We start from the raw sequence: 24,657 nt of genomic DNA on the forward strand, positions 1-24,657 counted from the left end.
AGCAGCTTGACGCCGCACGCAAGCTATTCGAATCGCACGACGACAAATGACGCCGGGGTCGGTCGCGGCGGAGCGGGGGGGGCGGCGGCGGAGGGGAGGCGCTCGGCGGCCAGCGCCCACGCCTCGCCGGCGGTCGGCGCCCGCGGCGCCAGCGACTCCCACGGGATCGCCGCTTCGCATTGCCATCGCTCGTCGTTCCCCAATGCGGCGACGAACCACTCCGGGTTCCAACGCGCCGCGCCCCATGCGGCGTCGGCCGTGTGACCGCGGTCGTCGACGGTCAGCTCGAACCAACTCGCGTAGTCGCGGTCGACGTCCACGAGCAGCCGCACCCGCTCGCGGCGGAAGCTCGCGCTGTCGTGCGTGCGCGGCGGACCGCCGTCGTTTGCGCCGGTCGGCGTCGCGCCGTGCGCCGTCGGCAAGCGTTCCGCCTGCAGGGCGAGGTACAAGTACTCCGCGTCCCAGGCGACGCGCAACTCCGCGGTCGGCTCGTTCGCGGCTTGCTCGGTCGCCAAGCCCGCGGCGCCGAGGGGCAACGCGGTCCCCTTGGACCAACACGCATCGTCAAGCTGCCCGTCGAGCGTCGGCGGGTCGGTCGCGGGGCAGGGGACTACCCGGTCGGGCGTCTCGCCGCGGGGATCGGCCAGCCACGCCTCGATCCGCGCCGCGTCGCCCCAGGGATTGCCGGGAGGAAGTCGCTTCACCGGTCGCAACGCCGAGGCCGAGCCGGCGCCATGCAGCTTGCGCTGCGCTGCAAACGTCGCCAGCGCCAGCGCGGGGTCGTCTCCCCATTCCTTGCGTCGAGCGATCGCCTGGTTGGCGGCGGTCAGCGCGTACTGGAGATAACTGGCGTACGGATTCGCGGGGGGCGAGTCCTCGTCGGCGACACGCTTGCCCGGCGTCTGCGGCTGTTGCGAGCGGGCCGCCTCCGCGCTGGCGTAAAGATTGACCAGCCAGCGCGTCGCCGCGAGCGCCGCCGGCTCGTCGGGGTAGCGCTCGACGATCGCTTGGCACACGATCGCCGCTTCGTTGAACTCGCCGGCGCGGGCGTTTTCGTCGGCAAGCTCGGCGAACAGCGCGGCGCCGGCGGCCGGAGAGAGATCGGCCGTCAGTTGCACCAGCTGCGCCGCGAACGCCGGATCTCCGAGCCGGCCGCGGATCATCTGCCGCACCAGCCGCACCCGAGCGGCCTCGTCTTCGCCCCCGCCGGCGACATGCGTCGCGGGCTGCACCCCCGCAGGCGCCGGCTCGGCGTCGGCCCTACGTGAATTGCAGGTGACGACCGCGATTGCCAGGGCAACCGCGGCGAACAATCGTGTCGGCATCGCCCCCCTCCTTGGTCGAGAATCCCGCCGCGATTGTACTCCCGGGGTATGCGAACCCCCAAGCCCAGCCAGGGTCCAAGGAGACTCGCGAGACTCGCATCCTGGCGCGAGTTCCGACAGCCAGCAGCCGGCCGGCAAGCTACACGTCCGCCTATACCGATTATGCCGGCGCGATCTCCGCGCCCGCCCCGGCGCCGCCTCGCGGAGTTCCGCAAGCTAAGTTTCAGTTGCCGCGGTCTCGCTGTTTGCTTCCCTCTCGTCGCTTGCCCCCTGGTTCGCCATGTCGGTCGTAGGCGCCACGCCGTCGCAGCTCGACGAACTGGCCGCTCGGGCCGGGGCGCTCTACACGCTTCCCGCCGTGGCGGTCGAGGTGTTGCAGCTCACCGACAATCCGCGCGTCGACGTGCGGGCGCTCAAGCAGTGCATCGAGCGCGACCCCGCGCTCACCGCCAAGCTGCTCCGCGTAGTCAACAGCTCGCTGTTCGGGCTCAGCCGCGAGGTGGGGGACCTCAACCAGGCGCTGGCCCTCTTGGGGGTCAAACCGCTCAAGATGCTTGTGCTGGGCTTCAGCCTGCCGGAGACGTTGTTCGCCGACGCCGGGCGCGAGCAGCTCGACTGGTACTGGCGTCACACGCTGGCCCGCGCCGTGGCCGCCCGCGAGATCTGCGAACAAGCCCTCAAACGCCCCGGCGACGACGTCTTCGTCGCGGCCCTGCTGCAGGACATCGGCGTGCTGGTGCTTCTGGCCGAGCTTGGCCCTCCCTACGCCAAGTTCCTCGGCGAGGTGATCGTCCAGCGGGCCAACTTCCACCGCGTGCAGGTCGACGAGCTTGGGTTCGACCACACCGAGCTGTCGGTCAAGCTGCTCGAACGGTGGCGCATGCCGCGGACCCTGGTCGACGCGATCGCCGAACCGCGGATCGTCAAGCGGCTCGCCAAGCTCGACGCGCCCCACGCGACCGCTTGCCGGGCGCTCCACCTCGCCGAGCTCACCGCACAACTCGTCGCCGAGCGCCGGCTGTCGGCGCTCCCCGACTTGCTCGAAGCGGGGGAGGCGTACTTCGATTGGGATCGCGCACGGTTCGACGAACTGATCGCCGCGCTCGAGCCGAAGGTCGCCCAACTGGCCGAGGTGCTCAGCGTCCCGCTCGAGGACGCCGAGGCCTACGCGACGATCGTCGCGGAGGCCCATCGGCAGATGTCGATCCTGGCCGAGGAATCCGCGGCGGACATGGCGCTTCGGGAGTCGGCGCTCGGCCGGTCCGCAACGGCGCCCGCGCTGGCCGCCGCGGCCGAGCCGGTGCGCGACGCTCTCGACGAATACCTCCGTCGGCAGGATCATGCGCTGGCGAATCTCGCCGGGTGGTCCCCCGGGGCGACGAGCATTTCTTCCGCATTCGATCGAGCCGCGCCGCGCCCCTCGCAACCGCCGGTCCCCGCCGGCCCCAGCTTGTCGCTCTCGGCAGGCGCGCTGGCGACGCGGTTCACCTTGGCCGTCGGGACGTGTCGCTCGCAACGGCAGTCGCTCAGCACGCTGGCGATCGCCGTGGAACCCGAGGACGACTCCGACGCGGTCGAGCAAGCGAGAGTCCGAGAGCTTGTCCTGCGCGTCTGGAGGCAGGCGGAGCCCGTCGAGCCGCTTCTGCCGACCGACGACGCGGCCGTGCAGATTGCGCTCTTGCCGACCTGCGATCGCCGGCAAGCCGCGGCCGCGGCAAACGACTTTGTCCGCCGCCTGCGGGCCGCGGTCGATCGACTTGTCGACGCCGAACGGTTTTCCCCGTACCGGATCTCCGCGGGCGTGGCGACGGTGAACGTCCCGGCCCGCAACTTCCCGCCGCAGGGCCTGCTCGAAGCGGCCCTCCGCTGCCTCGCCGCCAGCCAACGCAGCCAAGGGGCGGTCAAGAGCATCGAGATCAGTTGAACGGTTCCGCAGCCGGCGGCCCGTTTCCTCTCGCGGTCGGCGCGGTATGATTCGCCGATGACCGAGCCGCCTTCCTCGCCGACCGATCCCGCGCCGACTCCCCCTGCGGCGAGCTCCGCGTCGCCCGCTTCCGTTCAGCCTGTCCGCTCGCTGCGGGCCGAGGCGTTTCACGATCCGGCGGTCGAGTACCTGCCCGAGTTGCGGGTTTCGGACCTCCACTTTCGCCCGCAGCGCCGCACCTTGCTGCCGCTGATGCTGTTCGTAGCGACCTGTCTGTCGACCTTTTGGGTCGGCTGCACACGCTGGGAGCCGCTGGCGCCGCAGTACGCCGCCACCTGGGACGCGGTGGGCCGCACGATCGCCCGCAACTGGGGCACCGGGTTCGATTACATGGCCGCGGTCGTGGCGATCCTGCTCACTCACGAGATGGGCCACTTCCTGCAGACGGTCAAGCACCGCATCCCCGCCAGCTACCCCTTGTGCATCCCGGTCCCGTTTACGCCGATCGGCACGATGGGCGCCGTCATCGGCATGGACGGCATGCGAGCCGATCGCAAGCAAATCTTCGACATCGGCATCGCCGGGCCGCTCGCCGGGCTCGTGGTCGCGGTGCCCGTGCTATGGATGGGAATCAAGCGGCTCGATCTGGGGGGCCCGGTCCGCCCCGACGAGATGCAACTCTACCTGCCGCTGATCGCCCAGTGGATGCTCGAGCGCGCCCACGCCGACGCCCCCTGGGCCCACGCCCAATGGGTCGGCCTCTCGCAACTCAACCCCTACTTCATGGCCGGCTGGGTGGGGATGCTCATCACCGGGCTCAACATGCTTCCCATCAGCCAACTCGACGGCGGGCACACGATCTACGCCCTGTTCCGCGAGCGGGCCCACACGTTGGCCCGACTGTTTTTGTCGCTGGCCATCTTCTACGTCGTTGCGAATCTCGACGACGCCGTGATGTGGACCCCGATGCTCGTGCTGGTGATTTTCATGGGGATTCATCACCCCCGCACCGCAAATGATCGCGTCGAACTCGGCCCCGTGCGGTGGGCGATCGGCCTGGCGTCCCTGGCGATCCCCGTCATCTGCTTCCCGCTGCAAGGCGTGCGATAGCGCGCCTCCGCGGGACCGCTCCCGCGGCGAGCAGCACCAGGACAACGGCCGCCGGCTCGGGAACCGCGGCGTTGACGGCGCCGGCGGTCGCGGCGTGGTTGCGTTGCCAAGCCAGGAAGTCGCCCCCCGCGGTCGCCCCTTGCTGGTTCCCGTATTCCGTTTGCCATACGGCAAGGTCTGCGCCGTTGACGCGGCCGTCGCCGTTGAAATCGCCGCTCGCCGGGCCGGGCGTGACCCCGACCACGCGCAGCGCGACCGACTGCGGCTGGTAATCGACCAGCCACGCCAGATGCGGATCGAGCGGGGGGAGCGCGGTTGTGTGGAACGTTCCTTGCACGCCTCCGGCCGCCTCCAACAGCGTGAACGAGGTTCCGATCGACGGCTGATAGAAAACGAAGTCGCTGATGAGCGAGAAATCGAGCTTGCCCGCGAGCCGGGCGACGCCGCCGACGGCCAGCGGCGTCGGTGGCGGCGAAAGGTTCGACGGTTCGGACGCAATCTTGAGCGTTCCGCTTGAGAACTGATTGAAATCCCCCTCGACCGTCAGCTCGCCCCGTTCCACGGCGACGGTTGCGGCGTTCGAGATGTTTCCCGTGACGGCGAGCACTTGTTTCAGTCGGATCGCCAGGGTTGCGTTCGAGACGTTTTCGACGCCCAGGTCGATCGTCCCCCAACCCTCGACGACCCCGCTGTTGCGTAGCATGCCCTGTCCGCCCCGCGAGGCGGGAGGGGCGCCGCGCACGTTTCCGCCGAGCAGGCGCAACACGCCTCCCGGGTTGACGACAAGGCTGTTCGAAGACGCGACTTCGAGCGTTCCGCCATCGGCGATCCAAACGTTGGCGGGGCCGTTCGTGAGCGAGCTTGGTCCGAGGAATACGCTGGTTGCGCGCAGCGTCGATCCGGCGCCGGAGATGAACACCGAGTTGGCGTCGACGCTTGCCGATGGGTCCGGCACGTTCAGCGCACTGGAGACGACTCGCCCCCCTTGGGTCACGGAGAGATACGCCGAGGGACCGCGGACCGTCAGCGCCGCCGCGAGATTGAGCGACGACCCCTCCCCGCTCACGAACACGTGGGCTGCGGGGGGCGTTGCGGGGGGCGTCGAGCTTGTCGCCGTCGTGCCCAGCGTGAGGCTGGTGACCGCCAACGTTCCGCCGTTGCTGACGCGAACGTGGCTTCTGCCGCGTCCGAAGACCCCCACCTGCATATCGCCGAAGGCGCTCCACAGCGAGCCGGCGCCGGCGACCTCGAGCGTCGCCGTCCCGCCGTCGTTGCGCGAGTTGACGCTTATGACTCCGAAAGGCGTCAAATTGAGGAACGTTCCGCCGTCGAGAATCTTCATCTCGGCCGTGCCGTAGCCGTTCAGACTCACGCCGCCGCGATTGATCCAGGTCGAGCCGACGCCGCTGACGGCGACGGATCCCGAGGCCGGTCGCGACGCGTCGCCGACCGTCAGCGAGCCGGATTCGATGCGCCCCCCGTTAACGGCGATCGCTTTCCCCGTTCCTCCGCCGAGCCCCAGAAATATCAAACTGGCATTGGTCCACCACGATCCAGGGCCGTCGACGACGACCTGGCCGTAGCCCCCTTCGACTCGACCCAAGAACGCCGAGCTCGTGGCGAGTCGTCCTTTGTCGACGACCGACACGAGTCCCAGACCGCCAAGACCGGTGGTGAGCGTCTCGGCTTCGACTCGCGATCCTGCGTCGGACACGTGGAGCACCCCGACGGCGGTAGCCGCGCTCCCCAGAGTGAGGATTGGCGCAGTCAGTTCCGACCCGTCGTCGACGGCCACCGAGCCGTACCCAGTTTGACCGATCAACGAGGTCCCGTTCGGAGAACCCGACAGCGTCACGTCTCCTTGCGTCGTCACCGCAGCGGGCGAAAACTCGGCGACGAACAAGATCGGCGCCAGCACGAGGACGACCTGCCAGAACGAGACGCCAGGATTGCCGACCCGACGCTGCGCCAGGAAACGACGCAAGGGCGGAAGACTTCCGCCCGCAGACTGCTTGAACATGATGAGAAGCTCCCGACCGACCGGGGCCGCCCCTGCGCCCCGCTCGATACAGGCGCGAGTATCGCTTCTCAATCACATTCGGGTCAAGCCAATTCTCTTCACGGCACGAAGAGCGCAACCGAGGCGGAGCCAAGCCGCCGACGGGGCGACGCGATCGCTGCAACTCGCCGCTTTCCGGTTGCGGCCTAGCGCCCGCGACGACCTCCACCGCCGCCACCGCCGCCACCGCCGCGGATCGCGTTGCCGCCGCCGCCTCCCCCTCCGCCGCCGGAGCGGAGTTGCATCGTGCCTTGTCCGCCGGTGTTGCCCTGGGGCGTGAAGCTGCGCATGTTCGCGCCGCCCCCTCCTCCTCCTCCGCCGCTTGGTGCAAACGAACCGCGTCCCTGCGGGCGATACGACGGCGTGCCTTGGATGGCGTTCTGCCCGCCGCCGCTCTGGATTCGCGGCGCATTTCCCGCTGCGGGCAACTGCCGCATGCCCGGTTGCCAACTGCCGGAGGGCATCGACTGACCGGGCGTGACGCTGCGCCGGTAACTTTGGTTCGGCGCGCCGACGCCAGGGTTCACGTCCACGTTGCCGCGGTACGTTCCCTGCAGGCGCGGAACCGCGTTGTTGCCGGGGGCGGTTTCGACGGCGCCCCCCGTGCTCGGCAGGTAACGGTACGAGCGGCCCGGAGCGACTTGCCGTTGCGGCGCGCCGTTCGCGTTGCCTATGTTCCCCGCGGCGCTGTTCGCGTTGCCCTGGCCGAGGCCGATCTGGCCGCCGCCGGAGATGACGCGGCGCGAGCCGTCGACGCTGCCGCCGCTGCGGACCTGGGCGTTGGAATCGCCGCCGATCGCGCTCCCCGGACCGGTCGTGCCGATCGTGGCGTTCGCCTGTCCGCCGCCGGCGAAGCCCGGTCGCGACCCGCCGGGGCGCGAACCCGCTTGACGGTCCGGGCCGGGCAGCGCGTCGCCGTCGAGCTTCAGCCGTCCGGTGGCCCCCGGGGTCGTCGCGATGTTGCGCTTCGTCGTCGCATTGCGAGCCAGATCTTGCGCAGGCCCCCCGCTGCGGGGGACGCCGTCAACGCGGGCCGACGCATCGCCGAGGGTCGTCCGATTGCGGACTTGCCCGCCCGTCTCCAGCGCGGGCTTGCCGGCCCGAATCCGGCTTGAGACGTCCCCGGTCAAGTTCGTTTCGGCGGCGATCCGCTTCTTCTCAAAGCCGCGCCACTGTTCGATGTTGCCGGAAATCTTCGCCCGCTCGGTCGCGGTGGTCGCGCGGGTCGCGACGTTCAGCCCGTGATCGGCAAGCTGCCTGTGATTCGCCAACACGATGTCGGCGCCCCCGGGACGCGGTCCGCCGCGCCGCTGCCCGTCGCCGGCACGATCCCACTGATCGAACCGCCGGTACTGCTGTTCGAGGTTGGCGTGCCAGTTGTGGTTGTGCCGCCCGTCGTGCCAGCGGTGATACGCGAACAGCGGGTCGTAGAACCCGGGGCCGCGTCGGTGATACGCATGCCACGGATAGAACCCGAGATTCACGAAGCTCGGTCCGAACCCGCCGTAGAAGTAGTGGTGCCGATACGGGTTCACGAACAGGTTGACCGTCAGCAGGTTGATGTTCACCACCGCCCGCGGCCGATAGACGAACCCGGGGCGCAGGTACAGCGGCGAGCGCCAGTACACCGACGCGTACAGGAACCCGCGCCGCACGATCGGACGGTCCCAGAACCCGGAGACGTACACGAATCCGCGCGGCGTGTAAGCGTAGTACGAGGGGACCCACACCCAGTTCGGCTGCCCGACGTACCAGTACCCGGCGCGCCAAGCATAGGCGTTGTTCTGATAGATCCAACAGCCGGGAATCCAGAAGTGGTTGTCGCTCGGAGCGGGGCTCGACGGGCCCTGCTCAAGACTCTGCGGCGGAGCCGGCAGATAGGCGATCTCGGCCGCCTCTTCGCCGACCCAGAAGCCGGGCGACCAGACAAAGCCCCCCTCCAGCGGCGACCAGTGTCCGGGGACCCAACGCCGATCCGGCGGGGCGTTGCGCCAGACGCCGCTGACCCACGCGAAGTCGTTCTGGTCGGGCGACCACATCCAGTAGCCGGGGATCCAGATCACGTTGGCCCCTTCGGGGCGCACCTCCGGGGGCAGTTCGTTGATCGGCTCGGGGGGCTCGCGCGGCACGAGCGCCTTGCCCAAATCTTGGTGCATGGCCGGGTCGACCATCGGTTCGGCGAACGCTTCGTGAATCGGCCCGCGGTCGAGGACCTGCAACCCGTCAGCCGCAGCAACCTCGCCGCCAAGGACGGCCAGACCGCCCGGAGCGGGCGGCGGAACGTCGTTGTCCAATCGCGGCAGCGCCGGGGGAGCCAACTCGGGCGCCTGTGCCGCCGCGGGCGAGACCCCGACCCCCACGGCCAGGACGACGCTGTTCAGAGCGACCACGGTGCGCGTCGTCAGGACGCGGACCGACATGCGAAGAGTTGAATAGGCGGCCATGATTTTCTCCTCCCCGAAGCGCGACGCGGTCGTGACGACCCGTGCGGCAAGAAATTGGTGCGGGCCTGCGTAACGCCCGCGGCTGGTCTTCCGCTATTGAACCAATAGCGCAGAACTCGCCGGGAACAAGCAGTGCAAGCCCTGCGCCGCTGCGGGCGTCCCTGCGCGCACTGCGACGTAACCTGCCGCGAAATAACCAGTTGCAACCCGCGGATCATCCGCGCCAGGCCCGACTGGAACAGCCGCCCACGCAGTCAATTTGACGGCAAGCGCCGTCGAATCGGCCGAGGCGTCACCAATCTCCCGGCTCGCCCCAGACGGATTGACGGTACAGCACCAGTCCGTGGGCCGCGTGGTAGAGGGCGCCGCACTCGAGGTCGAGCTTGCGGGTCCGTTCCAGCAGGTCGCACAGAAAAACGACCGCCCGGCGGACCCATGCTTCCTGGAGTTGCTCGCGCGAGAGCGACAGCGACAGGAACTCCAGGATGTGCCCCGTCGCGGCAAGATGCTCGTCGATGCTGCGGCTGTTCGACGGGCGTTGGAAGAACATGATCGAGAACGCCCCGTTGGGGAGCTGGTACTCCCGCGCCGTGGCGATCGCCCATCGCACCCGAGCTTGCACCGCCTGCCAGTCGGCGGTCAGTTCGCGGTCGGGGTACGCGGCCTTCCAGCGATTGAGCGCCATCGCCAGCCCGATCAGCCGGTGCGTTCCCCCGCACGCCGCCCCGAGGATCCGCTCCATCCAGATCATTTCGTCGAAGCTCGGCCCTGCTTCCATCCCCGCCAACCGGCCCAGCGACCACGTCTCGCCGTCGCGGGCCTGCCATGTCTGGTCGAGCGGCTTGAGATAGTGCGACAACTCGATGATCGTCCAACTGCTTTCCTTCCCCTCGTAGCAGTCGTACATCGACCGGCGGATGAGATCGTAGACCTGGTACTCCTCGGCCCCGACCTTGATCTTCTGGTCGTGCGGCACGTGGCACTGGGCGATGATCGCCAGCCACTGGTCCTCGTGCCCCTGGCCGAAGCGCCCCGGTTCGATCTCGGCCCGCAGGCCGAACTCGGTCGGGGTCATCGTCCACCCCCGCATCGGCTTGCCCGCGAACAGCCAGTCGAGCGTGTTGACCGGCTGATCGCCGTCGAGCACCTCGAAGTCGCGGCCGAAAGCGAGCACCCCGTGGAGAATTTGCCAGGCCGCGTTCTCCTGGAGACTCATCTGCCGTTCGCGGTACGTGAACCGCAGAACCTCGTCGATGCGATCCCGCAGGGCGTCCCCCGCCATCTCGGGGAGCTTGCCTTGGACCACCCGGGCGGCGCCCCCGGCACTCGCAGCCGGAGGTTGCTCGGCCCCCTCGGCAGCGGCCGCAAAAGCGGGACAGGCGGTCAACCAGACGGCGGCAAGGACCCGGATCATAGCGTGCTCGAATCGGCGTCGAACGGGCCGAACCATCTTCGGCCGGCCGCGTAATAGGTGGTATCGGGGTGAAAACGTCCGCAGGGGCCAGTGTAGGCCGCGACGCGACGAATTTCACCCTCCCGCCGCGGCAAGACGATCGGCACGCCACGTGCACCCTTCCGCAATCCGTGAGTCCGACCGCCATTTTGGCGGTTGACTGACGACGGCCCCCCGAGAGACCCTGCTAGGGGCCGCCCACGAGCCGCCCGCGAGTCACCAATCACCAGCCGCCAATCACCGTTCCTATGTTGATGCACTTCGACCCCCTGTACTTCCTCTACCTCGCTCCCGGCTTGCTGTTGGCGTTGTGGGCTCAGTCCAAGGTCCGGTCGACCTACGCCCAAGCGCAGCAGGTCCCGTCGCGCCTCACCGGGGCCGGCGCCGCGCGCCACATCCTCGACGCGGCCGGGTTGCAGGACGTCGCCATCGAGCCGATCGGCGGCGAACTCTCCGACCACTACGACCCGCGCGCGAAAGTCCTCCGGCTCAGCCAGGGGGTCTACGGCGCTCGGTCTCTGGCCGCGGTGGGGATCGCCGCGCACGAAGCGGGCCACGCCATCCAAGACGCCAAACGCTACGCCCCGCTCGTGCTCCGCAACCTGGCCGTCCCCGCGGCCAGCTTCGGCGGCAACATCAGTTCGCTGTTGATCATGGCGGGCATCGGGCTGTTGTACAGCCAGATCGCGCTGGGCGGATTGTTGCTCAAGGCGGGCATCATCGCCTTCGCGTGCGTCGCGATCTTCCAGGTGATCAACCTGCCGGTCGAGTTCGACGCCAGCAAGCGCGCCAAGGCCCTGCTGGTGAGCCACGGCATCGTCCACGAACAGGAGATGGGTCCCGTGAACAGCGTGCTCAACGCCGCCGCGTGGACGTACGTCGCCGGCACGCTGCAGACGATCATGATCCTGCTGTACTACCTGATGCGCTTCAGCGGCGGCAGCCGCGAGTAAGCCGCGCCGGCGGAGCCCCCCGAGCCGCGAGTCCCCGACTCGCCGGGCGTCACGCCGCGCACCTGGATTCCCGGCCTTCGCAGCGGTAGGATGAACTCGCGGCGGCTTTCCGCCGCGGCTCGTCCGTTTCCCTGCGGAGGTCAGGAATATGCTGCAAAGGCTTTGCAACCACGCGTCGCTTGTGATCGTCGGAATGATTGTCGGCGCCGCCCTGGCGGCGGGCTGGCACGGGGTCAGCCGCGTCGTCCCCGCCTACGCCACCGCGACCCACGGGTCCGACAACTTCGCCATCGCCACGGGGCTGGTCGACGACGGCATCGAGGCGCTCTACTTCCTCGACTTTCTCACCGGCGACCTGCGGGCTGCGGTCATCAGTCGCCGAACCGGGCAGTTCAGCGCGTTCTTCCAGTACAACGTCCTGGGCGACTTCGCCAGCGTCAGCGACTCCCCCAAGTTCCTCATGGTCACCGGCACGGCCGACATCCCCCGCGGGCGGGGCGTGACGCAAATCAGCAAGAGCCTGATCTACGTCGCCGAGGCGACCAGCGGCCAGGTGTTCGCCTACGTCCTGCCGTTCAACAGCACCCTGAACGCCGCCGGCAAGGTTCAGTCCGGCCAGTTCATCCGCGTCGGCGGCGGATTCTTCCGCGACGCCTTCGTCCGCGATCCTTGAGCGTCAAGAATTGCGAAGATTCGAAAGTGCGAACCACGTCCCGCACGAGGAACTCCGAAAGCTGTCGAGTTCGCTAAGTTTCGTGCTTCGGATTTCGAGTTGCCTGAGCTCAGCATGATCACCATCCAACTCAACGGCGCCGACCGACAGATCGCCGCCGGCGCTACGGTCGCCGATTTGCTCGCCGAGTTGGAGCTCGACCCCCGACACGTGGCGGTCGAGCGAAATCTCGAGCTCGCCCCGCGCACCGCTCACGCCGACGTGCGTCTCGCCCCCGGCGATCGCATCGAGATCGTCACCCTCGTCGGCGGAGGGTGAGCGCGGAACGCGAGGACCAGAGAATCATGGGACCATGGGCCGACAGGCTTGAGTCCGATCGCTTCGTTCGGGTGGAAACTGACTCGATCCTGACGTCCCATGGCGCCATCGTCCGATGGTCCCAGAATACCGCTGTCCCGCTCTCCCCCCGTCCTCGTTCCCGTTCCTGACGGCAGCCAAACTATGAGCAGCACCGCCATCGCTCACGACGACCCCCTTGTCATCGGCTCGCACACGCTTGGCAGCCGGCTGATCGTCGGCACGGGGAAGTACGCCACCTACGCCCTCATGGGCGAAGCGCTCGAGCGCAGCGGCGCCGACTGCATCACAGTCGCGGTGCGGCGCGAGCGGCTCGTCGACGCCCAGGGGAACAACCTGCTCGACTTCATCGACACGTCGCGCTACACGCTCCTCCCCAACACGGCGGGGTGCTTCAACGCCGACGACGCGGTGCGAGTCGCCCGGCTGGGACGCGAGATTCTGCTGGGGCTCGACAACCCCGGCGCCGATTGGGTCAAGCTCGAGGTGCTCGCCGACGCCAAGACGTTGCTCCCCGATCCCGTGGCGACGATCGAAGCGACCGAGCGGCTGGTGGCCGACGGGTTCCAGGTCCTCTGCTACTCGACCGACGACCCGATCGTCGCCCGGCGACTGAAAAACGCCGGCGCCGCCAGCGTGATGCCCGCGGGAAGCCCGATCGGCTCGGGGCAGGGGATCCTCAACCCCAACAACATCCGCATCTGCATGGAGTACCTCAAGGACGGCGACCCCGACTACCCCGTGATCGTCGACGCGGGGGTCGGCGCCGCAAGCGACGTCGCGATCGCCATGGAACTGGGGGTCGATGGCGTGCTGCTGAACACGGCGATCGCCCACGCCCAGGACCCGCTGTTGATGGCCGACGCGATGCGCCACGCCGTGAGCGCCGGACGGTTGAGCAGTCTCGCCGGCCGCATTCCGAAGCGGTTGTACGCGACCGCCAGCAGCCCGGAAGAGGGGACGATCACCGCGGGGCCTCAATAGTGTGCGGGCCGACGCTGTGCTAAGCTGCAACTGGGAGACGAGTTGCAGTCGGAGATGAATGCCCGACGATGAGTCAGTTGCTCGCTGCTGCGCTTGACAGGCAGCGTTTTCTGACAAGTCGCGGACGGGAGTTGTGCATCATCGGCGGGCTCGCGTTGCAACGCTGGGGACAGCCTCGGCAAACGGCCGATGTCGACGTCACGCTGCTGACGGAGATCGGCGATCGGTTGCTTGAGTTGCGGAAGCAGCTGGATTCCGAAGCGTCGTCCTAACCGTCACTCGTCGCGCGAGGCCCCTTTCGTGCCCGACACGGACGTCATCACCCCGCTCGACGTGCTCGGTCCGCAGGGGCTCGTGGCGCAGCGGATCGGCGCGAAATACGAACAGCGGCCGCAGCAACTCGCGATGGCCGATGCGGTCGCCGCAGCGATCCGCGCGCGCAAGCACTTGATCGTCGAGGCCGGCACGGGGGTCGGCAAGAGCTTCGCCTATCTCGTCCCCGCGATCCTCGCCGCGACCGAGCCCGGTCCGCAGAAGCCCCCCCGGATCGTCGTCTCGACCCACACGATCAGCCTGCAAGAGCAGCTGATTCGCAAGGACCTGCCGCTGCTCAACGCCGTGCTGCCGCGCGAGTTCTCGGCAGTGCTCGTGAAGGGGCGCCGCAATTACCTCAGTCTCCGCCGGCTGCAGGGGGCGGTCGTCCGCAAGGCGAGCCTGTTCGACACGAGCGAAGCGTACGACCAGCTGCGCGAACTGCGCACCTGGAGCGAGGCGACCGTCGACGGCTCGCTCGCCGACCTGTCGCACAAGCCCCTCCCCGAGGTCTGGGACGAAGTGGCCAGCGATCACGGCAACTGCATGGGACGCCGCTGCCCGACGTACAACAAGTGCTTCTATTACCAGGACCGCCGCCGCGTGCAGCACGCCCAAGTCATGGTCGTGAACCACGCGCTGTTCTTCAGCGATCTGGCCCTGCGCAAGAACGGCGTCAGCATCCTGCCCGACTACGATGTCGCGATCCTCGACGAAGCCCACACCGTCGAAGCCGTCGCCGGGGACCACCTGGGGATCGCGATTTCCAGCGGGCAGATCGAGTACGTCCTCTCGCGGCTCTACAACGACCGGACCAACAAGGGGCTGCTCGTCGGGTACAAGCTCGACCAACTCGCCCAGCGCGTCGATCGGTGCCGCTACGCCGCCAGCGAGTTTTTCGCCGACGCGTGGGAGTGGAAGACGACCTCCGCCGCGAAGAACGGTCGCGTGACGCAGCCTCCGCCGTTCGCCAACACGCTGAGCAAAGAGTTGCAGGAACTGGCCCGCGGCGTGAAATCCGCCGGCGATGCGCTTCCCCAGGAGACCGAGCGGCAAGACTTCACCGCGGCGTTCCAGCGGCTCACGTCCCTGGCCGGCGAGCTGCACGCCTGGCACGCCCAGCAAGTGGCGGACGCGGTCTACTGGATCGACAGCAGCTTCACCCGCCGAGGAACCCCGCGGCTCACCCTCGCCGCGGCCCCGATCGACGTCGGCCCCGCGCTCCGCGAGCAACTGTTCCAACAGACGCCGACCGTGGTGCTGACCAGCGCCACGCTGGCGGTCGGTTCCCCCCCGTCGTTCGATTTCTTTCAACAGCGGATCGGTCTTTCGCAGTGCGAGAAGTTGCAACTGGGCAGCCCGTTCGATTACCGCGCGCAGGCCGAGCTCGTCACGCTGCGCGACATGCCCGACCCCGCCGTCCAGCGGGACGATTACGAACGGGCCGCGATCGAAGCGATCAAGCGGCTGGTCCGCACCAGCGACGGGAGGGCGTTCGTGTTGTTGACCAGTTACGACATGATGCGCCGCGTGGCGAGCGCCCTGGGCCCGTGGCTTCGTTCGCACAACCTGGGGCTCATCAGCCAAAGCGACGGGACCCCCCGCTCACGGATGCTCGAGCTGTTTCAGGAGAACCCCCGCTCGGTGCTGCTGGGGGTCGACAGCTTCTGGCAAGGGGTCGACGTGCCGGGCGACGCGCTCGAACTGGTGATCATCGCCAAGCTCCCGTTCAGCGTCCCCGACAAGCCGCTCTTGGAAGCGCGGCTCGAGGCGCTCCGCGCCGCCGGCGGCCAGCCGTTCCGCGACTACCAACTCCCCGAGGCCGTGCTCAAACTCAAGCAAGGCTTCGGCCGCCTGATCCGCACCCGCACCGACCGCGGCCGCGTGGTCATTCTCGACCCGCGCGTGACGACCAAATCCTACGGCAAACTGTTCCTGGCGTCCCTGCCGGACTGCCGGCGGGTTGAGGAGTAAAGACCCTAATTCGCGGCGAGGCTGCTGGCGGCAAGCTTCGCCCGGCTTGGCCAAGTTCGCGCGCTGCTGGCAGCCGACAGACCCCCTCTCTCCGAATGTCATCCGCAGAGGTGGAATTCCGCAAGGCGAGTTAAAGCTCGACCGATAAGTCCTTCCGGGATGGATTCAAGTTCGCGACGCCGGGACCCGCCCCGGCGTCGGCTAGACGAATGCTTGCGGCTGTCGCCCGACAGCCTTGCCCCGATTCCCTGCCGCGACGCCGAGGCGGAGCCTCGCTCGCGGAAACGGACCGCGCCGGCCGCGAGGCGTTGCGTCCGTCACTTTCGTGCAAGGATCGCACAATGTCACTGCGCCGCCGCTCTCTTGCCGTCCGTCGGTTGGCATGCGTTTGGGCTTGCTTGCTGGCGACGGGGCTCTCGTCGCCGCCGGCCCGGGGGGACCACTTCTTGGGTCGTCTCGGCCGCCTCGTCAAGGAGAAAGAGTATCACGGGGTGGAACCCGCGACCTGCTCCGACGGAGCGATCGAACAACTGGCGATGAACATCGACTGGCTCGAGCACCACATCGACACCTACGGCAGCGTCGTCGCCAAGCAGCCCGACGTCTGGGGCGAGGCTCGGCTGACGAAGCATCGCGACGAGTTCGAGCGAATCCTGTTTCAGGAGCTCAATCAATTCGAGTTCCAACTCAACGGCGTCATTCGCCAGTCGGACCAATCGTTCGCCGCGGCGGCGCTCGCGTTGAGCGTGGCCGCGTCCGCGCCCGCCAAGGCGGGGGACTCGATCAATACGACGGTCGAGGTCGGCGATCCCAAATCAATACTCCCGCAGTCGCCGACCGCCAAATTCGACACAAGCTACGACCTGAAGCGATTCGACGGCAACGACAAGATCAATATTGAGCCCGCCGTCTATCTCAACCAATTGTCGCGCTACGTCCAACATCTCCACGAGCTGCGGCGGATCAACGAGGGAGACGACACGAGCGACTCCCCCGGCTACGCGCTCGACCTGGTGCGGATCCCCGTCTCGATCCTCCCCGGCAAACTGACGCGCGAGGGCTTTGGCGCCGAGATTACGGTCACGGCCACTCCGGTTCTGACCAACGACCTGCTGACGACGACGTTCCGCAACTTGGTCATCAACGACCTCGTCGACCAACTCAGCCTGCCGTTGCTGAAGCTCGCCGAAGGATCGCAAAAGCGGCGGGAAGCGAAAGCCGCTGAGAAGAAGGCTTCAGAGCAATTCGAAAAACTTGGCGGGACGAAAGCACTAGTTGAAGTTAATTGTTTCCACCAGCGCATCACAGGTGCCGTGAACTCTGACCAGTTGCTAGGCAAGGTTCTTGGGGACATGCTCAAGTCACAGCATTCTTCAATTCGAGAACTTGCAGAATGCTATTTGGCGGAACTGGACGATCGCGCCTCGATTGCCTCAAAAACCACGTCATCGACTGCGAAGTATCCGAAACTCAATTCATATAGCACAGTCAGGATGTACGCGCTGAGCGAGGCGAACTTAGCCAGCGCAAAACAAGCGCAGTCGCTGATTGACATGCGACAACGGGTAGAGAATCTCCCTAAAGAGAGGCAAGAAGTTGTGACGGAACGTCTTTCCTCTCAGACGAAGGAAATGGCTAAAGTCATTTCAGATCGAGCGGAGAATCTCGCACAACGCATTGCTGAGATGAAGCAGAAACTTGACGAGGCCAACGAAAGAGCGATGTCGTCCGAGGATGCCGTGAGAGCTCAAGCCCCAAACGCCGTCTCCAGTCGCGGTCGTCGCTCTCGCTTTCCTTTGCCCCCCTCGCAGATTCTGGCTGTGTTCGGCATCGAGAATCTTGAGGGCATCGCGGACGAGTTCTACTCCGCCTACGAAGGCCGCAACGTCCGTTGGAAGGGAGACGGTTCCTGCAAGACGGATTGCCGCATCGACCTGCTCGACATGCGACGCTGGTTGCAGGAGGAGCTCGACGCCGCGTTTGAATTACTCGTCCAACCCGGGCGAGTTGAAACGTGGTACCAAGCGTCCGCCCCGCAGTTCGGACTGGCCCGGGCGATTCGCGAATGCCGCTTGGCCGACGTTCCCGGCGGGCCGAACGACGAGGGCGAGAGCGTCGCGACCATTCGCGGGCGATTCTTCCAAGGAATCTGTCCGCGCAATGTCGTGGTCGATCAGCTAGGAATCGGGTGCGGGCAACCGCGCACGACCATCGAGTGCCTCGCCTGGGCTGTGGCCGTCGACTCGGCCTTGCTCAACGCCCGGCTCAACGAGGACGTGCGCCGCACCGCCGTCGCCAAGCAGTGCTACGAACTGCAGTCTGATCGCGATCTGTGCTTCTTCCTCCCCGCGCCGCAGCAGCCGGGAACAAGTCCGGGTATCGAAGAACTGGTTGCCGAGCACCTGGAAGCGGCCGAAAAGTTCCAGCAGTACGTCCGCTGCCGGTGGCCGATCCACGTGTTCGCGATTGACCCCTGTTCGCAGGAGCAGAACATCGCCGACTACTCCTCGCGCCGGCGCGAGTTGCAGCTTGCCCTGTCGATGGGCTTCGTCCAGGGCCAGATCGGCGCCAACGCACTGATGCAGCACAGTCGCCAGCTCGAGACCGAAATCGAGACGATCTCGCTCAACCAAACGATCGTCGGGTTCGGCCACGGCAGCAACACGTTCGGCTGGCGGTTTATGCCGCGCGTCCAGGCGCTCGATCAACCGGGAGCGGCGGGGACCGTTTGGCAGTCATTGCGCGGGACGCCCCGCGACCACGACCTCCGCAAGCGGCAACTCGAACCCGGGATGCGCGAGTGCGTGGCCATCGTCATGATGCCTTCGTTCGTGCCCTACGTTGATTTCGACGTCCGCTCGAACTGGTACCGGCTCACGAACCCGAAAAACGCCGCCTTGACTATGAAGGACACGGTCCGGCTCAGCCGCGCCGTCGCCGCCATGCGCAGCTCTCGGGCGCAGTGCGCCAAATGCGCCCACTGCTATCGCGACGGCGAAGTCGATCGCCTGATGAAGCGCGTCGAACAGCTCGACGCCGAGCTTCCTCTGCAAACGATGCGACAGCAGATTCCGTTCGAGAACACCCTGGGCGGCTTCGAGATGTTCAATTCGGGCGTGACCGATTTCGCGCCGGAGCTGTACGGCTGGTACGGCGCCCCGGGGATTGTGCTCGAGAGCGACGTTGCGAATCTGTATCATTGCGGATGCTACGCGGACTGTCAGTATTGCAAAGATGGCGGCGACAAGTGCTTCCGCGCCTCGTTCGCAGGAGAGAACTACGCCCAGACCGCTGATCGCAACAAGAAAGCCCTGCCGCTGCCCACCTGCGAAGGCGCCGGCACGACGCTGTTTCTGGTGGGCAATCACCTCAGCGTCCACGATACGAAAGTCATCGCCGGCGGGGTGTGCATCCCCGACGTGCGGCTCGTCAGCCGCGAGATCATGCGGGTCACAATCCCCTCGTGCGTCAGCAAAGTGGAGGTCGAGGGCAAGCCGTACGTCGCCGTCTACGCCGCCACGCCGTACGGCGTGACGAACCACCTCCACATTCCCGTTGCCGAGAACCCGCTTAAGAAGGCCGAATCCGAATTGGCGAAAAAGGTGACCGATCTGGAGACCGCGGTCAAATCGCTGGCGACCGCCGCCCCAGGCTTCTCGGCGGGATCGGCCAAGATCGGGGTGACGGCCAACTGCAACGAGCAGACCCGCGCGCTCGAGTTCGCCACAAGCGTCCCGGCGCACGTCGACCTGAAATTTTCGACTCCGTACGTCGAACCTTGCCATGCTAACGTCGTGATGGCCGTCAAGTACGCGGGACAGTTCCAAGGCGCCGTGATTTGCCTGACAAGCCAGCCGGTCGCCGTGGCCGACGAAATGGGCGTGCGACTGACGCTCGGCAGCAATGTTGCAAGCGAAATCGTCCAGCGGATCGCCAATGCGCAACCGACGATCACCGCCGGCAGCTTCGACGAAAAGAAGCTATTGAAAGCGTCGGCGCACCTGTTCCTCCAGAAGCCGGGTTGCTGCCAGACTCCGCTCCGCGGCGAGATTCCGATCGAAATCAAGTTGGCCTGCGAGTGTTGCGCCAAGGCGGCGCCGGCGACTTCGGGAGGCGAAAAACCGGCCGAGGCGGTCCCCGCCGGGCCTGCTGTGCCGACTCCGGGTCCGACGCTCCCTGCGCCTGCCGCGCCTGCGGCGCCGGCTGCGACTTCGTGCAATTGTGCGGATGCCGGAACTGCGAGTCTGTTCATCCGCTGATGGGTCCCGGAACGCGTCGCGTCAATCCCCCGCGGAGGCCAGCAGCGCCGCGGGGTCGAATCCCGCCGGGGCCAGCTGCGCCAGGTTGATCAGTGCGTCCCCTTGTTGCACCAGCGGGTTGTTCGTGTGGCCGATGACGATCCCTGTCTCGGGCGACGTCACCGGCGTGGCGTCGTCGCCGAAGACGTCGGCGATCACGCCGATCCGTTCCTTGGGAGCGACGCGGGCGCCCAGCTTCGTCTCCAGTCGCAGGATGCCGCCGTGGCGGGCGCGGATCCAGGTCGTCCGCTCCACGAGCGCCGAGTGGGCCCCCTTGCGCTTCGGCGCCGTGCGGCGCATTTCGAGCGCCGCCAGCACCCGCAGCACGCCGTCGCGCCCCAGGCGAATCGCCTCGTCGTCGAACCGCAGCGGTTCGCCCGCTTCGTAGACGATGGTGCGAATGCCGTGGGCGGTGGCCGCCTTGCGCAGCGAGCCCTCGATCGCCCCGGCGTGCATCAGCACCGGCGCGGCGAATGCCTCGCTCAGGGCTCGCGTCTCTTCGTCGTGCAGGTTTGCGCGAATCTGCGGCAGGTTCGTCCGGTGGTTCGACCCCGTGTGCAGGTCGATGCCGTACTGGCACTTCAGCACGATCTCCTGCATGAACAGGTGGGCGAGCCGCCCGGCGAGCGAGCCGCGCTCGCTCCCGGGGAACGAGCGATTGAGATCCCGGCGATCAGGCAGATACCGGCTCTGGGCGTTGAAGCCGAAGACGTTGACGATCGGCGCCGTCAGCAAGCACCCCGCCAGTTGGGCGGGCTCGGTTTGCTCGAGCACCTGCCCGATGATCTCCACGCCGTTCACTTCGTCGCCGTGGACCGCGGCGCTGATCCACACCGTCGGCCCCGCCTTGGCGCCGTTCACGACGACCACCGGCAGCGAGAGCCATGTTCCCGTCGGCAGACGAGCGACAGGAATCTCCAGCCGCCGCCGCTCTCCCGGCTGCACGATCGTCCCGGCGATCTCGATGGGCAGGTTCTTGTGTCGCATAGTCGCTGCTCATGGAACCGCCACGGATGCCAAGTGCGCCCAGGCGGAGCTAAGTCAAGGAACCTCAGGCGAACGCGGAGGACGGTCGGGCAGGGCTTGTTCAAAACGGGATCCGCGTGCCGCTGCCTTCACGCGGACGCTCGATCCTCTTCTTGGCGTCCCTGGCGGTTCGAACTGCAGAGGCGCAACGTCATCCCCGCCCCCGGTCGCGCTGCTTCCCTTCCTTGGCGTTTTTCTCGATGAACTCGATGATCTTTCCCGCGACGTCGACCCCCGTGGCGCCCTCGATCCCTTCAAGCCCCGGCGAACTGTTCACTTCCATCACGACCGCGCCGTGATTGGAACGCAGGATGTCGACGCCCGCGATATTGAGGCCCATCGTTTTGGCCGCACGAACCGCGGTCGAGCGCTCCTCGGGGGTCAGCTTGACCTTCTCGGCCGTGCCGCCGCGGTGCAGGTTCGAGCGGAATTCCCCCGGCGGGCCTTGGCGTTTCATCGCCGCGACGACTCGCCCGCCGACGACGAACGCGCGGATGTCGCTCCCCCCCGCCTCCTTGATGAACTCCTGCACGAGAATGTTCGCGTCGAGCCCGCGGAACGCCTCGATGACCGCCTGGGCCGCTTTGCGCGTCTCGGCGAGAATGACCCCCACCCCCTGCGTCCCCTCGAGCAGCTTCACCACGACCGGCGCGCCCCCGGCCAAGTTGATCAACCCGTCGATGTCCTTGGTCGAGTGGGCGCATCCCGTGACCGGCAGCCCGATGCCGTCGCGCGACAACAGTTGCATGCTCCGCAGCTTGTCGCGACTGCGACTGATCGCCTGCGACTCGTTGGCCACGAACACTCCCATCATCTCGAACTGCCGTACGACCGCCGTGCCGTAAAACGTGTTCGAGGCGCCGATCCGCGGGATGACCGCGTCGACCTGCACCCGTTCGCCCGAGTACAACACCTGCGGGCGATGGGAGGTGATGTCCATGTAGCAGCGCAGATAGTCGACGACCGACATCTCATGGCCGCGATCGCGACCCGCCTCGCGCAGCCGCGTGGTCGAGACGAGCTTGGGATTGCGAGAAAGAATGGCGATGCGCACAGATGCTGGCTCGGAGAGTTGGCGGAGGGGGGGAGGAAGCCCGGAACTCGAAGCTCAATATCCAAACCGAATTCCCAACTCGAAGGCCGACGCGAGTCGTTGATTCTGAAGGCGCGTTTCGGACTTCTGCTGTGAGTTCGAGCTTGGCAGTTCGAGTTTTTCGCGTGCCGTGTCAGCGGCGCTTGCTCGCCAAGTAGCTCCGTCCCGGGTCGACCGTACAACGTCCGCGGAGCGCTTGCCGACCCAGCAGCATACGAAACCCCATTTGGTCCCGCGAGGCCAGCGTCAGTTCGATCGGCCAGCGCAGCCCGGCCAGTTCCAACTCGACGAGCGCCACCGGCCGCCGGCTGGCATGCCCGGTGCTGCTTCGCACCTGCCGATACTCGACCAGCGGCGCCTCGGCGATGACCGCCGTCATCTGGTTCCGTTGCAGCGGGTGGATTTCGAACCGCAGCCAGGCGTCTCCCTCGCGGCGGAACTCGACGATGTTGAATGCATGGATCGCCGAGGTCCGCGCCCCGGTGTCGACCTTCGCCTTGACCGCCTCGACCCCCAGACCCGGCAAGGCGAGCCACTCGCGCCAACCGACAATGAGCTTGGGGAGAGCAGGGCGTCGAGCCATGAAAGGTGCGCTCGGAGCGAGTGAGTGAGGTGACGCGTCGCGATTCCGATTGTCGCCGATCAGCCGCGCGACGACCACGGCAGTCGACGCCGCGGTTGCTCCGGGAGCTGACGCTTCCCGGCTCGGGCACAATCAGAGCGAGACGGGAAAAACCTTGACAAACGAAAGAATAGTGATACTTTGTCCACTATAACAATATCCCTCCCGAGCCGGGAAGCGTACCCGAGCCGGGAAGCGTCAGCTCCCGGAGCCCCCATGCCCGCCCCCCTCCACTGGCTGCTCACCAGCACGACCTACGGCTCATGGCTTCCCGGCGACCCGCGGGGCAGCGTCACCTCGGTCCGCGATTACCGGCCCGGCGATCCGACGACCGCCAGCCGGGTCGAGCACGACCGCCCCGGCGAGCCGTGGGAGCCCTCGCGCCCGGGGCTGCATCGCAGCGCTCTCAGTTTAATGAAGGCCCCCGCGATCGTTCTCAATCGCAGCCACGCCCGGACGCTCGTCGAGCAGTTTCGCACCACGGCGGGGGTGCGAGGGTGGAAACTCTGCGCCGTCGCCGTGATGGCGACCCATTTCCACGTCGTCGTCGAGGCGGCCGAGACCGTCTCCGGCGACAAGCTGTTGGGCGACCTCAAGGCCTGGGGCACGCGAGCGCTGACGCAGCGCTTCGGCGCCCCGCGATCCGGAACCTGGTGGACCGCCGGCGGGTCGAAACGCCGCAAGAGCGAACCCCGCGCAGTCGAAGCCGCGACTCTCTACGTGCTTGAAAAGCAGCACGCCCCGCTGGCGATTTGGTCCCCCTAACCGCCGCTCTAACACCGTTCCCCCCCGAGCCGGGAAGCGTGAGCTCCCGGAGCGACGGCGCCTATGACTCCGGGAGCTGACGCTTCCCGGCTCGAAGGATGCGACTCATGGGAGCTGACGCTCCGCGGCACGGGGCTCGCATGCCCCCTCTTCCGTGCCCCTTCGGTCGCTGGTTGACCCCCCCCGGCAGGCTACTTAAGCTAAGGGATTCAGGGGACTTCGGGCGTTTTAAGCGTATTGCCTCGGGCTCCGGGAGCTGACGCTTCCCGGCTCGGACCTGGGTACACGCTTCCCGGCTCGGACCTGGGCGGACGATTCTCGGCTTGAGTTTGGGCTGACGGCTTGGGGCCTGACGCCGTGACTCGGGCGGTCCTGCTGATCACTACGACTTCCTTCGGTCGCTTGTCGCGCCGCTCGCCATGCTTGCCAAACGCGTGATCCCCTGTCTCGACGTCGATCGCGGGCGCGTGGTCAAGGGGACCAACTTTCTCAACCTCCGTGACGCGGGCGACCCGGTCCAAGTCGCGGCCCGCTACGAGGCCGACGGCGCCGACGAATTGGTGTTCCTCGACATCGCCGCCAGCCACGAAGGGCGCGACATTATGCTGGACGTGGTCCGCCGCACGGCCGAGCAGGTGTTCATGCCGCTGACCGTCGGCGGGGGGATTCGCACGCTCGAGGACATCCGGGCGCTGCTCTTGGCCGGATGCGACAAGGTGTCGATCAACTCGGCCGCGGTCCGCGACCCCGAGTTCGTCCGCGCCGCCGCGCTGCGGTTCGGCAGCCAGTGCATCGTGGTGAACATCGATCCCAAACGGGTGACGCGCGACGGCCGCGAGACCTGGGAGGTCCACATCAACGGCGGGCGGATCGGCACGGGGCTCGACGCCGTGGCTTGGGCCCGGCGGGTGCAGGAACTGGGCGCCGGCGAGATCGTGCTCACCAGCATGGACGCCGACGGCACCAAGGACGGCTACGATCTGGAGATGACCGCCGCGGTCGCCGGAGCCGTTTCGATCCCGGTCGTCGCCAGCGGCGGCGCGGGAAAGCCCGAGCACTTGGCCGACGCGGTGACGATCGGCAAAGCGGACGCGGCGCTTGCGGCCAGCATCTTCCACTTCGGCGAGTACAGCATCCAGGAAACCAAACGGATCATGGCCAGCCGCGGCGTCGAGGTGCGCGGGGCGGCGTGAGGGGGACGCTGAGCGACCGGCGCCTGACGAAACTACCCGCGTCGCCGACTTCCGCCCCCCCCGCATCACGCTCCAAGTCGTCAATCGCCAGT

The 24,657-nt window shown here is 67.3% G+C and carries 18 protein-coding genes; 11 read left to right on the top strand and 7 right to left on the bottom strand.

The genetic code is table 11. The annotated features are described in order from the left end of the window. Positions 1-23: 23 nt before the first annotated feature. Complete coding sequence (locus KF688_09595) at positions 24-1,325, bottom strand: hypothetical protein (GenBank protein ID MBX3425918.1); 1,302 nt, start codon at positions 1,323-1,325, stop codon at positions 24-26. A 280-nt stretch (positions 1,326-1,605) separates the two neighbouring features. Here KF688_09595 and KF688_09600 point away from each other — a divergent pair, with 280 nt between their 5' ends. Continuing rightward, a complete protein-coding gene (locus KF688_09600; GenBank protein ID MBX3425919.1) occupies positions 1,606-3,249 on the top strand; it encodes an HDOD domain-containing protein in 1,644 nt (547 codons plus the stop codon). A 57-nt stretch (positions 3,250-3,306) separates the two neighbouring features. Next, on the top strand, positions 3,307-4,359 hold the full coding sequence (locus tag KF688_09605; protein ID MBX3425920.1) for a site-2 protease family protein: 1,053 nt from the start codon (positions 3,307-3,309) through the stop codon (positions 4,357-4,359). Here the strand turns inward: KF688_09605 and KF688_09610 are convergent. From KF688_09610 to KF688_09620, 3 genes are all read right to left on the bottom strand, one after another. Further along, complete coding sequence (locus KF688_09610; protein MBX3425921.1) at positions 4,328-6,343, bottom strand: hypothetical protein; 2,016 nt, start codon at positions 6,341-6,343, stop codon at positions 4,328-4,330. The two genes, KF688_09605 and KF688_09610, sit on opposite strands and share 32 nt — an antisense overlap. Positions 6,344-6,564: 221 nt before the next feature. Beyond that, a complete protein-coding gene (locus KF688_09615; protein ID MBX3425922.1) occupies positions 6,565-8,862 on the bottom strand; it encodes a YXWGXW repeat-containing protein in 2,298 nt (765 codons plus the stop codon). A gap of 292 nt (positions 8,863-9,154) precedes the next feature. After that, on the bottom strand, positions 9,155-10,276 hold the full coding sequence (locus KF688_09620; GenBank protein MBX3425923.1) for an ADP-ribosylation factor-directed GTPase activating protein isoform b: 1,122 nt from the start codon (positions 10,274-10,276) through the stop codon (positions 9,155-9,157). 287 nt (positions 10,277-10,563) lie between these two features. Between KF688_09620 and KF688_09625 the strand changes: the two genes are divergently transcribed. From KF688_09625 to KF688_09655, 7 genes are all read left to right on the top strand, one after another. Then, positions 10,564-11,268, top strand: coding sequence for a zinc metallopeptidase (locus KF688_09625; GenBank protein ID MBX3425924.1), 705 nt, complete (start codon positions 10,564-10,566; stop codon positions 11,266-11,268). 148 nt (positions 11,269-11,416) lie between these two features. Beyond that, positions 11,417-11,941 (top strand): hypothetical protein, encoded by a 525-nt coding sequence (locus KF688_09630; protein MBX3425925.1) that lies wholly within the window; start codon positions 11,417-11,419, stop codon positions 11,939-11,941. Between the two features lie 117 nt (positions 11,942-12,058). Continuing rightward, positions 12,059-12,259 (top strand): sulfur carrier protein ThiS, encoded by a 201-nt coding sequence (gene thiS / locus KF688_09635; GenBank protein MBX3425926.1) that lies wholly within the window; start codon positions 12,059-12,061, stop codon positions 12,257-12,259. Positions 12,260-12,442: 183 nt separating this feature from the next. Next, positions 12,443-13,282, top strand: a complete 840-nt coding sequence (locus KF688_09640) for a thiazole synthase (GenBank protein ID MBX3425927.1) — start codon at positions 12,443-12,445, stop codon at positions 13,280-13,282. A 68-nt stretch (positions 13,283-13,350) separates the two neighbouring features. Continuing rightward, a complete protein-coding gene (locus KF688_09645; GenBank protein ID MBX3425928.1) occupies positions 13,351-13,554 on the top strand; it encodes a hypothetical protein in 204 nt (67 codons plus the stop codon). Between the two features lie 133 nt (positions 13,555-13,687). Next, entirely contained in the window at positions 13,688-15,568 is a 1,881-nt protein-coding gene (locus KF688_09650) for a helicase (GenBank protein MBX3425929.1), read from the top strand. A gap of 341 nt (positions 15,569-15,909) precedes the next feature. Then, positions 15,910-19,827, top strand: coding sequence for a hypothetical protein (locus KF688_09655; protein ID MBX3425930.1), 3,918 nt, complete (start codon positions 15,910-15,912; stop codon positions 19,825-19,827). Between the two features lie 21 nt (positions 19,828-19,848). Here the strand turns inward: KF688_09655 and KF688_09660 are convergent, their stop codons facing one another. The 3 genes from KF688_09660 to KF688_09670 form a co-directional block, all read right to left on the bottom strand. Continuing rightward, entirely contained in the window at positions 19,849-20,853 is a 1,005-nt protein-coding gene (locus KF688_09660) for a succinylglutamate desuccinylase/aspartoacylase family protein (protein MBX3425931.1), read from the bottom strand. A gap of 190 nt (positions 20,854-21,043) precedes the next feature. After that, positions 21,044-21,946 carry a 30S ribosomal protein S6--L-glutamate ligase gene (gene rimK, locus KF688_09665; protein MBX3425932.1) on the bottom strand — a complete coding sequence of 301 codons (903 nt, stop codon included), beginning with the start codon at positions 21,944-21,946 and terminating at the stop codon, positions 21,044-21,046. Between the two features lie 172 nt (positions 21,947-22,118). Then, positions 22,119-22,568, bottom strand: coding sequence for an ATP-dependent zinc protease (locus KF688_09670; protein MBX3425933.1), 450 nt, complete (start codon positions 22,566-22,568; stop codon positions 22,119-22,121). Positions 22,569-22,823: 255 nt separating this feature from the next. Between KF688_09670 and KF688_09675 the strand changes: the two genes are divergently transcribed. Together KF688_09675 and hisF are read left to right on the top strand one after the other, a co-directional pair. After that, positions 22,824-23,372: a transposase gene (locus tag KF688_09675; GenBank protein ID MBX3425934.1), complete on the top strand. Its 549-nt coding sequence runs from the start codon at positions 22,824-22,826 to the stop codon at positions 23,370-23,372. A 419-nt stretch (positions 23,373-23,791) separates the two neighbouring features. After that, positions 23,792-24,565 (top strand): imidazole glycerol phosphate synthase subunit HisF, encoded by a 774-nt coding sequence (gene hisF / locus KF688_09680; GenBank protein ID MBX3425935.1) that lies wholly within the window; start codon positions 23,792-23,794, stop codon positions 24,563-24,565. The last annotated feature ends 92 nt before the right edge of the window (positions 24,566-24,657 follow it).

Source organism: Pirellulales bacterium, from assembly GCA_019636345.1.
Classification (GTDB): Bacteria; Planctomycetota; Planctomycetia; order Pirellulales; family Lacipirellulaceae.

What these genes read in the sequence shown, in the direction of transcription:
- KF688_09595 (MBX3425918.1), bottom strand. Translation starts at nt 1,325, where the DNA reads ATGCCGACACGATTGTTCGCCGCGGTTGCCCTGGCAATCGCGGTCGTC.
- KF688_09600 (MBX3425919.1), top strand. Translation starts at nt 1,606, where the DNA reads ATGTCGGTCGTAGGCGCCACGCCGTCGCAGCTCGACGAACTGGCCGCT.
- KF688_09605 (MBX3425920.1), top strand. Translation starts at nt 3,307, where the DNA reads ATGACCGAGCCGCCTTCCTCGCCGACCGATCCCGCGCCGACTCCCCCT.
- KF688_09615 (MBX3425922.1), bottom strand. Translation starts at nt 8,862, where the DNA reads ATGGCCGCCTATTCAACTCTTCGCATGTCGGTCCGCGTCCTGACGACG.
- KF688_09620 (MBX3425923.1), bottom strand. Translation starts at nt 10,276, where the DNA reads ATGATCCGGGTCCTTGCCGCCGTCTGGTTGACCGCCTGTCCCGCTTTT.
- KF688_09625 (MBX3425924.1), top strand. Translation starts at nt 10,564, where the DNA reads ATGTTGATGCACTTCGACCCCCTGTACTTCCTCTACCTCGCTCCCGGC.
- KF688_09630 (MBX3425925.1), top strand. Translation starts at nt 11,417, where the DNA reads ATGCTGCAAAGGCTTTGCAACCACGCGTCGCTTGTGATCGTCGGAATG.
- KF688_09640 (MBX3425927.1), top strand. Translation starts at nt 12,443, where the DNA reads ATGAGCAGCACCGCCATCGCTCACGACGACCCCCTTGTCATCGGCTCG.
- KF688_09645 (MBX3425928.1), top strand. Translation starts at nt 13,351, where the DNA reads ATGAGTCAGTTGCTCGCTGCTGCGCTTGACAGGCAGCGTTTTCTGACA.
- KF688_09650 (MBX3425929.1), top strand. Translation starts at nt 13,688, where the DNA reads ATGGCCGATGCGGTCGCCGCAGCGATCCGCGCGCGCAAGCACTTGATC.
- KF688_09655 (MBX3425930.1), top strand. Translation starts at nt 15,910, where the DNA reads ATGTCACTGCGCCGCCGCTCTCTTGCCGTCCGTCGGTTGGCATGCGTT.
- KF688_09660 (MBX3425931.1), bottom strand. Translation starts at nt 20,853, where the DNA reads ATGCGACACAAGAACCTGCCCATCGAGATCGCCGGGACGATCGTGCAG.
- KF688_09670 (MBX3425933.1), bottom strand. Translation starts at nt 22,568, where the DNA reads ATGGCTCGACGCCCTGCTCTCCCCAAGCTCATTGTCGGTTGGCGCGAG.
- KF688_09675 (MBX3425934.1), top strand. Translation starts at nt 22,824, where the DNA reads ATGCCCGCCCCCCTCCACTGGCTGCTCACCAGCACGACCTACGGCTCA.
- hisF (MBX3425935.1), top strand. Translation starts at nt 23,792, where the DNA reads ATGCTTGCCAAACGCGTGATCCCCTGTCTCGACGTCGATCGCGGGCGC.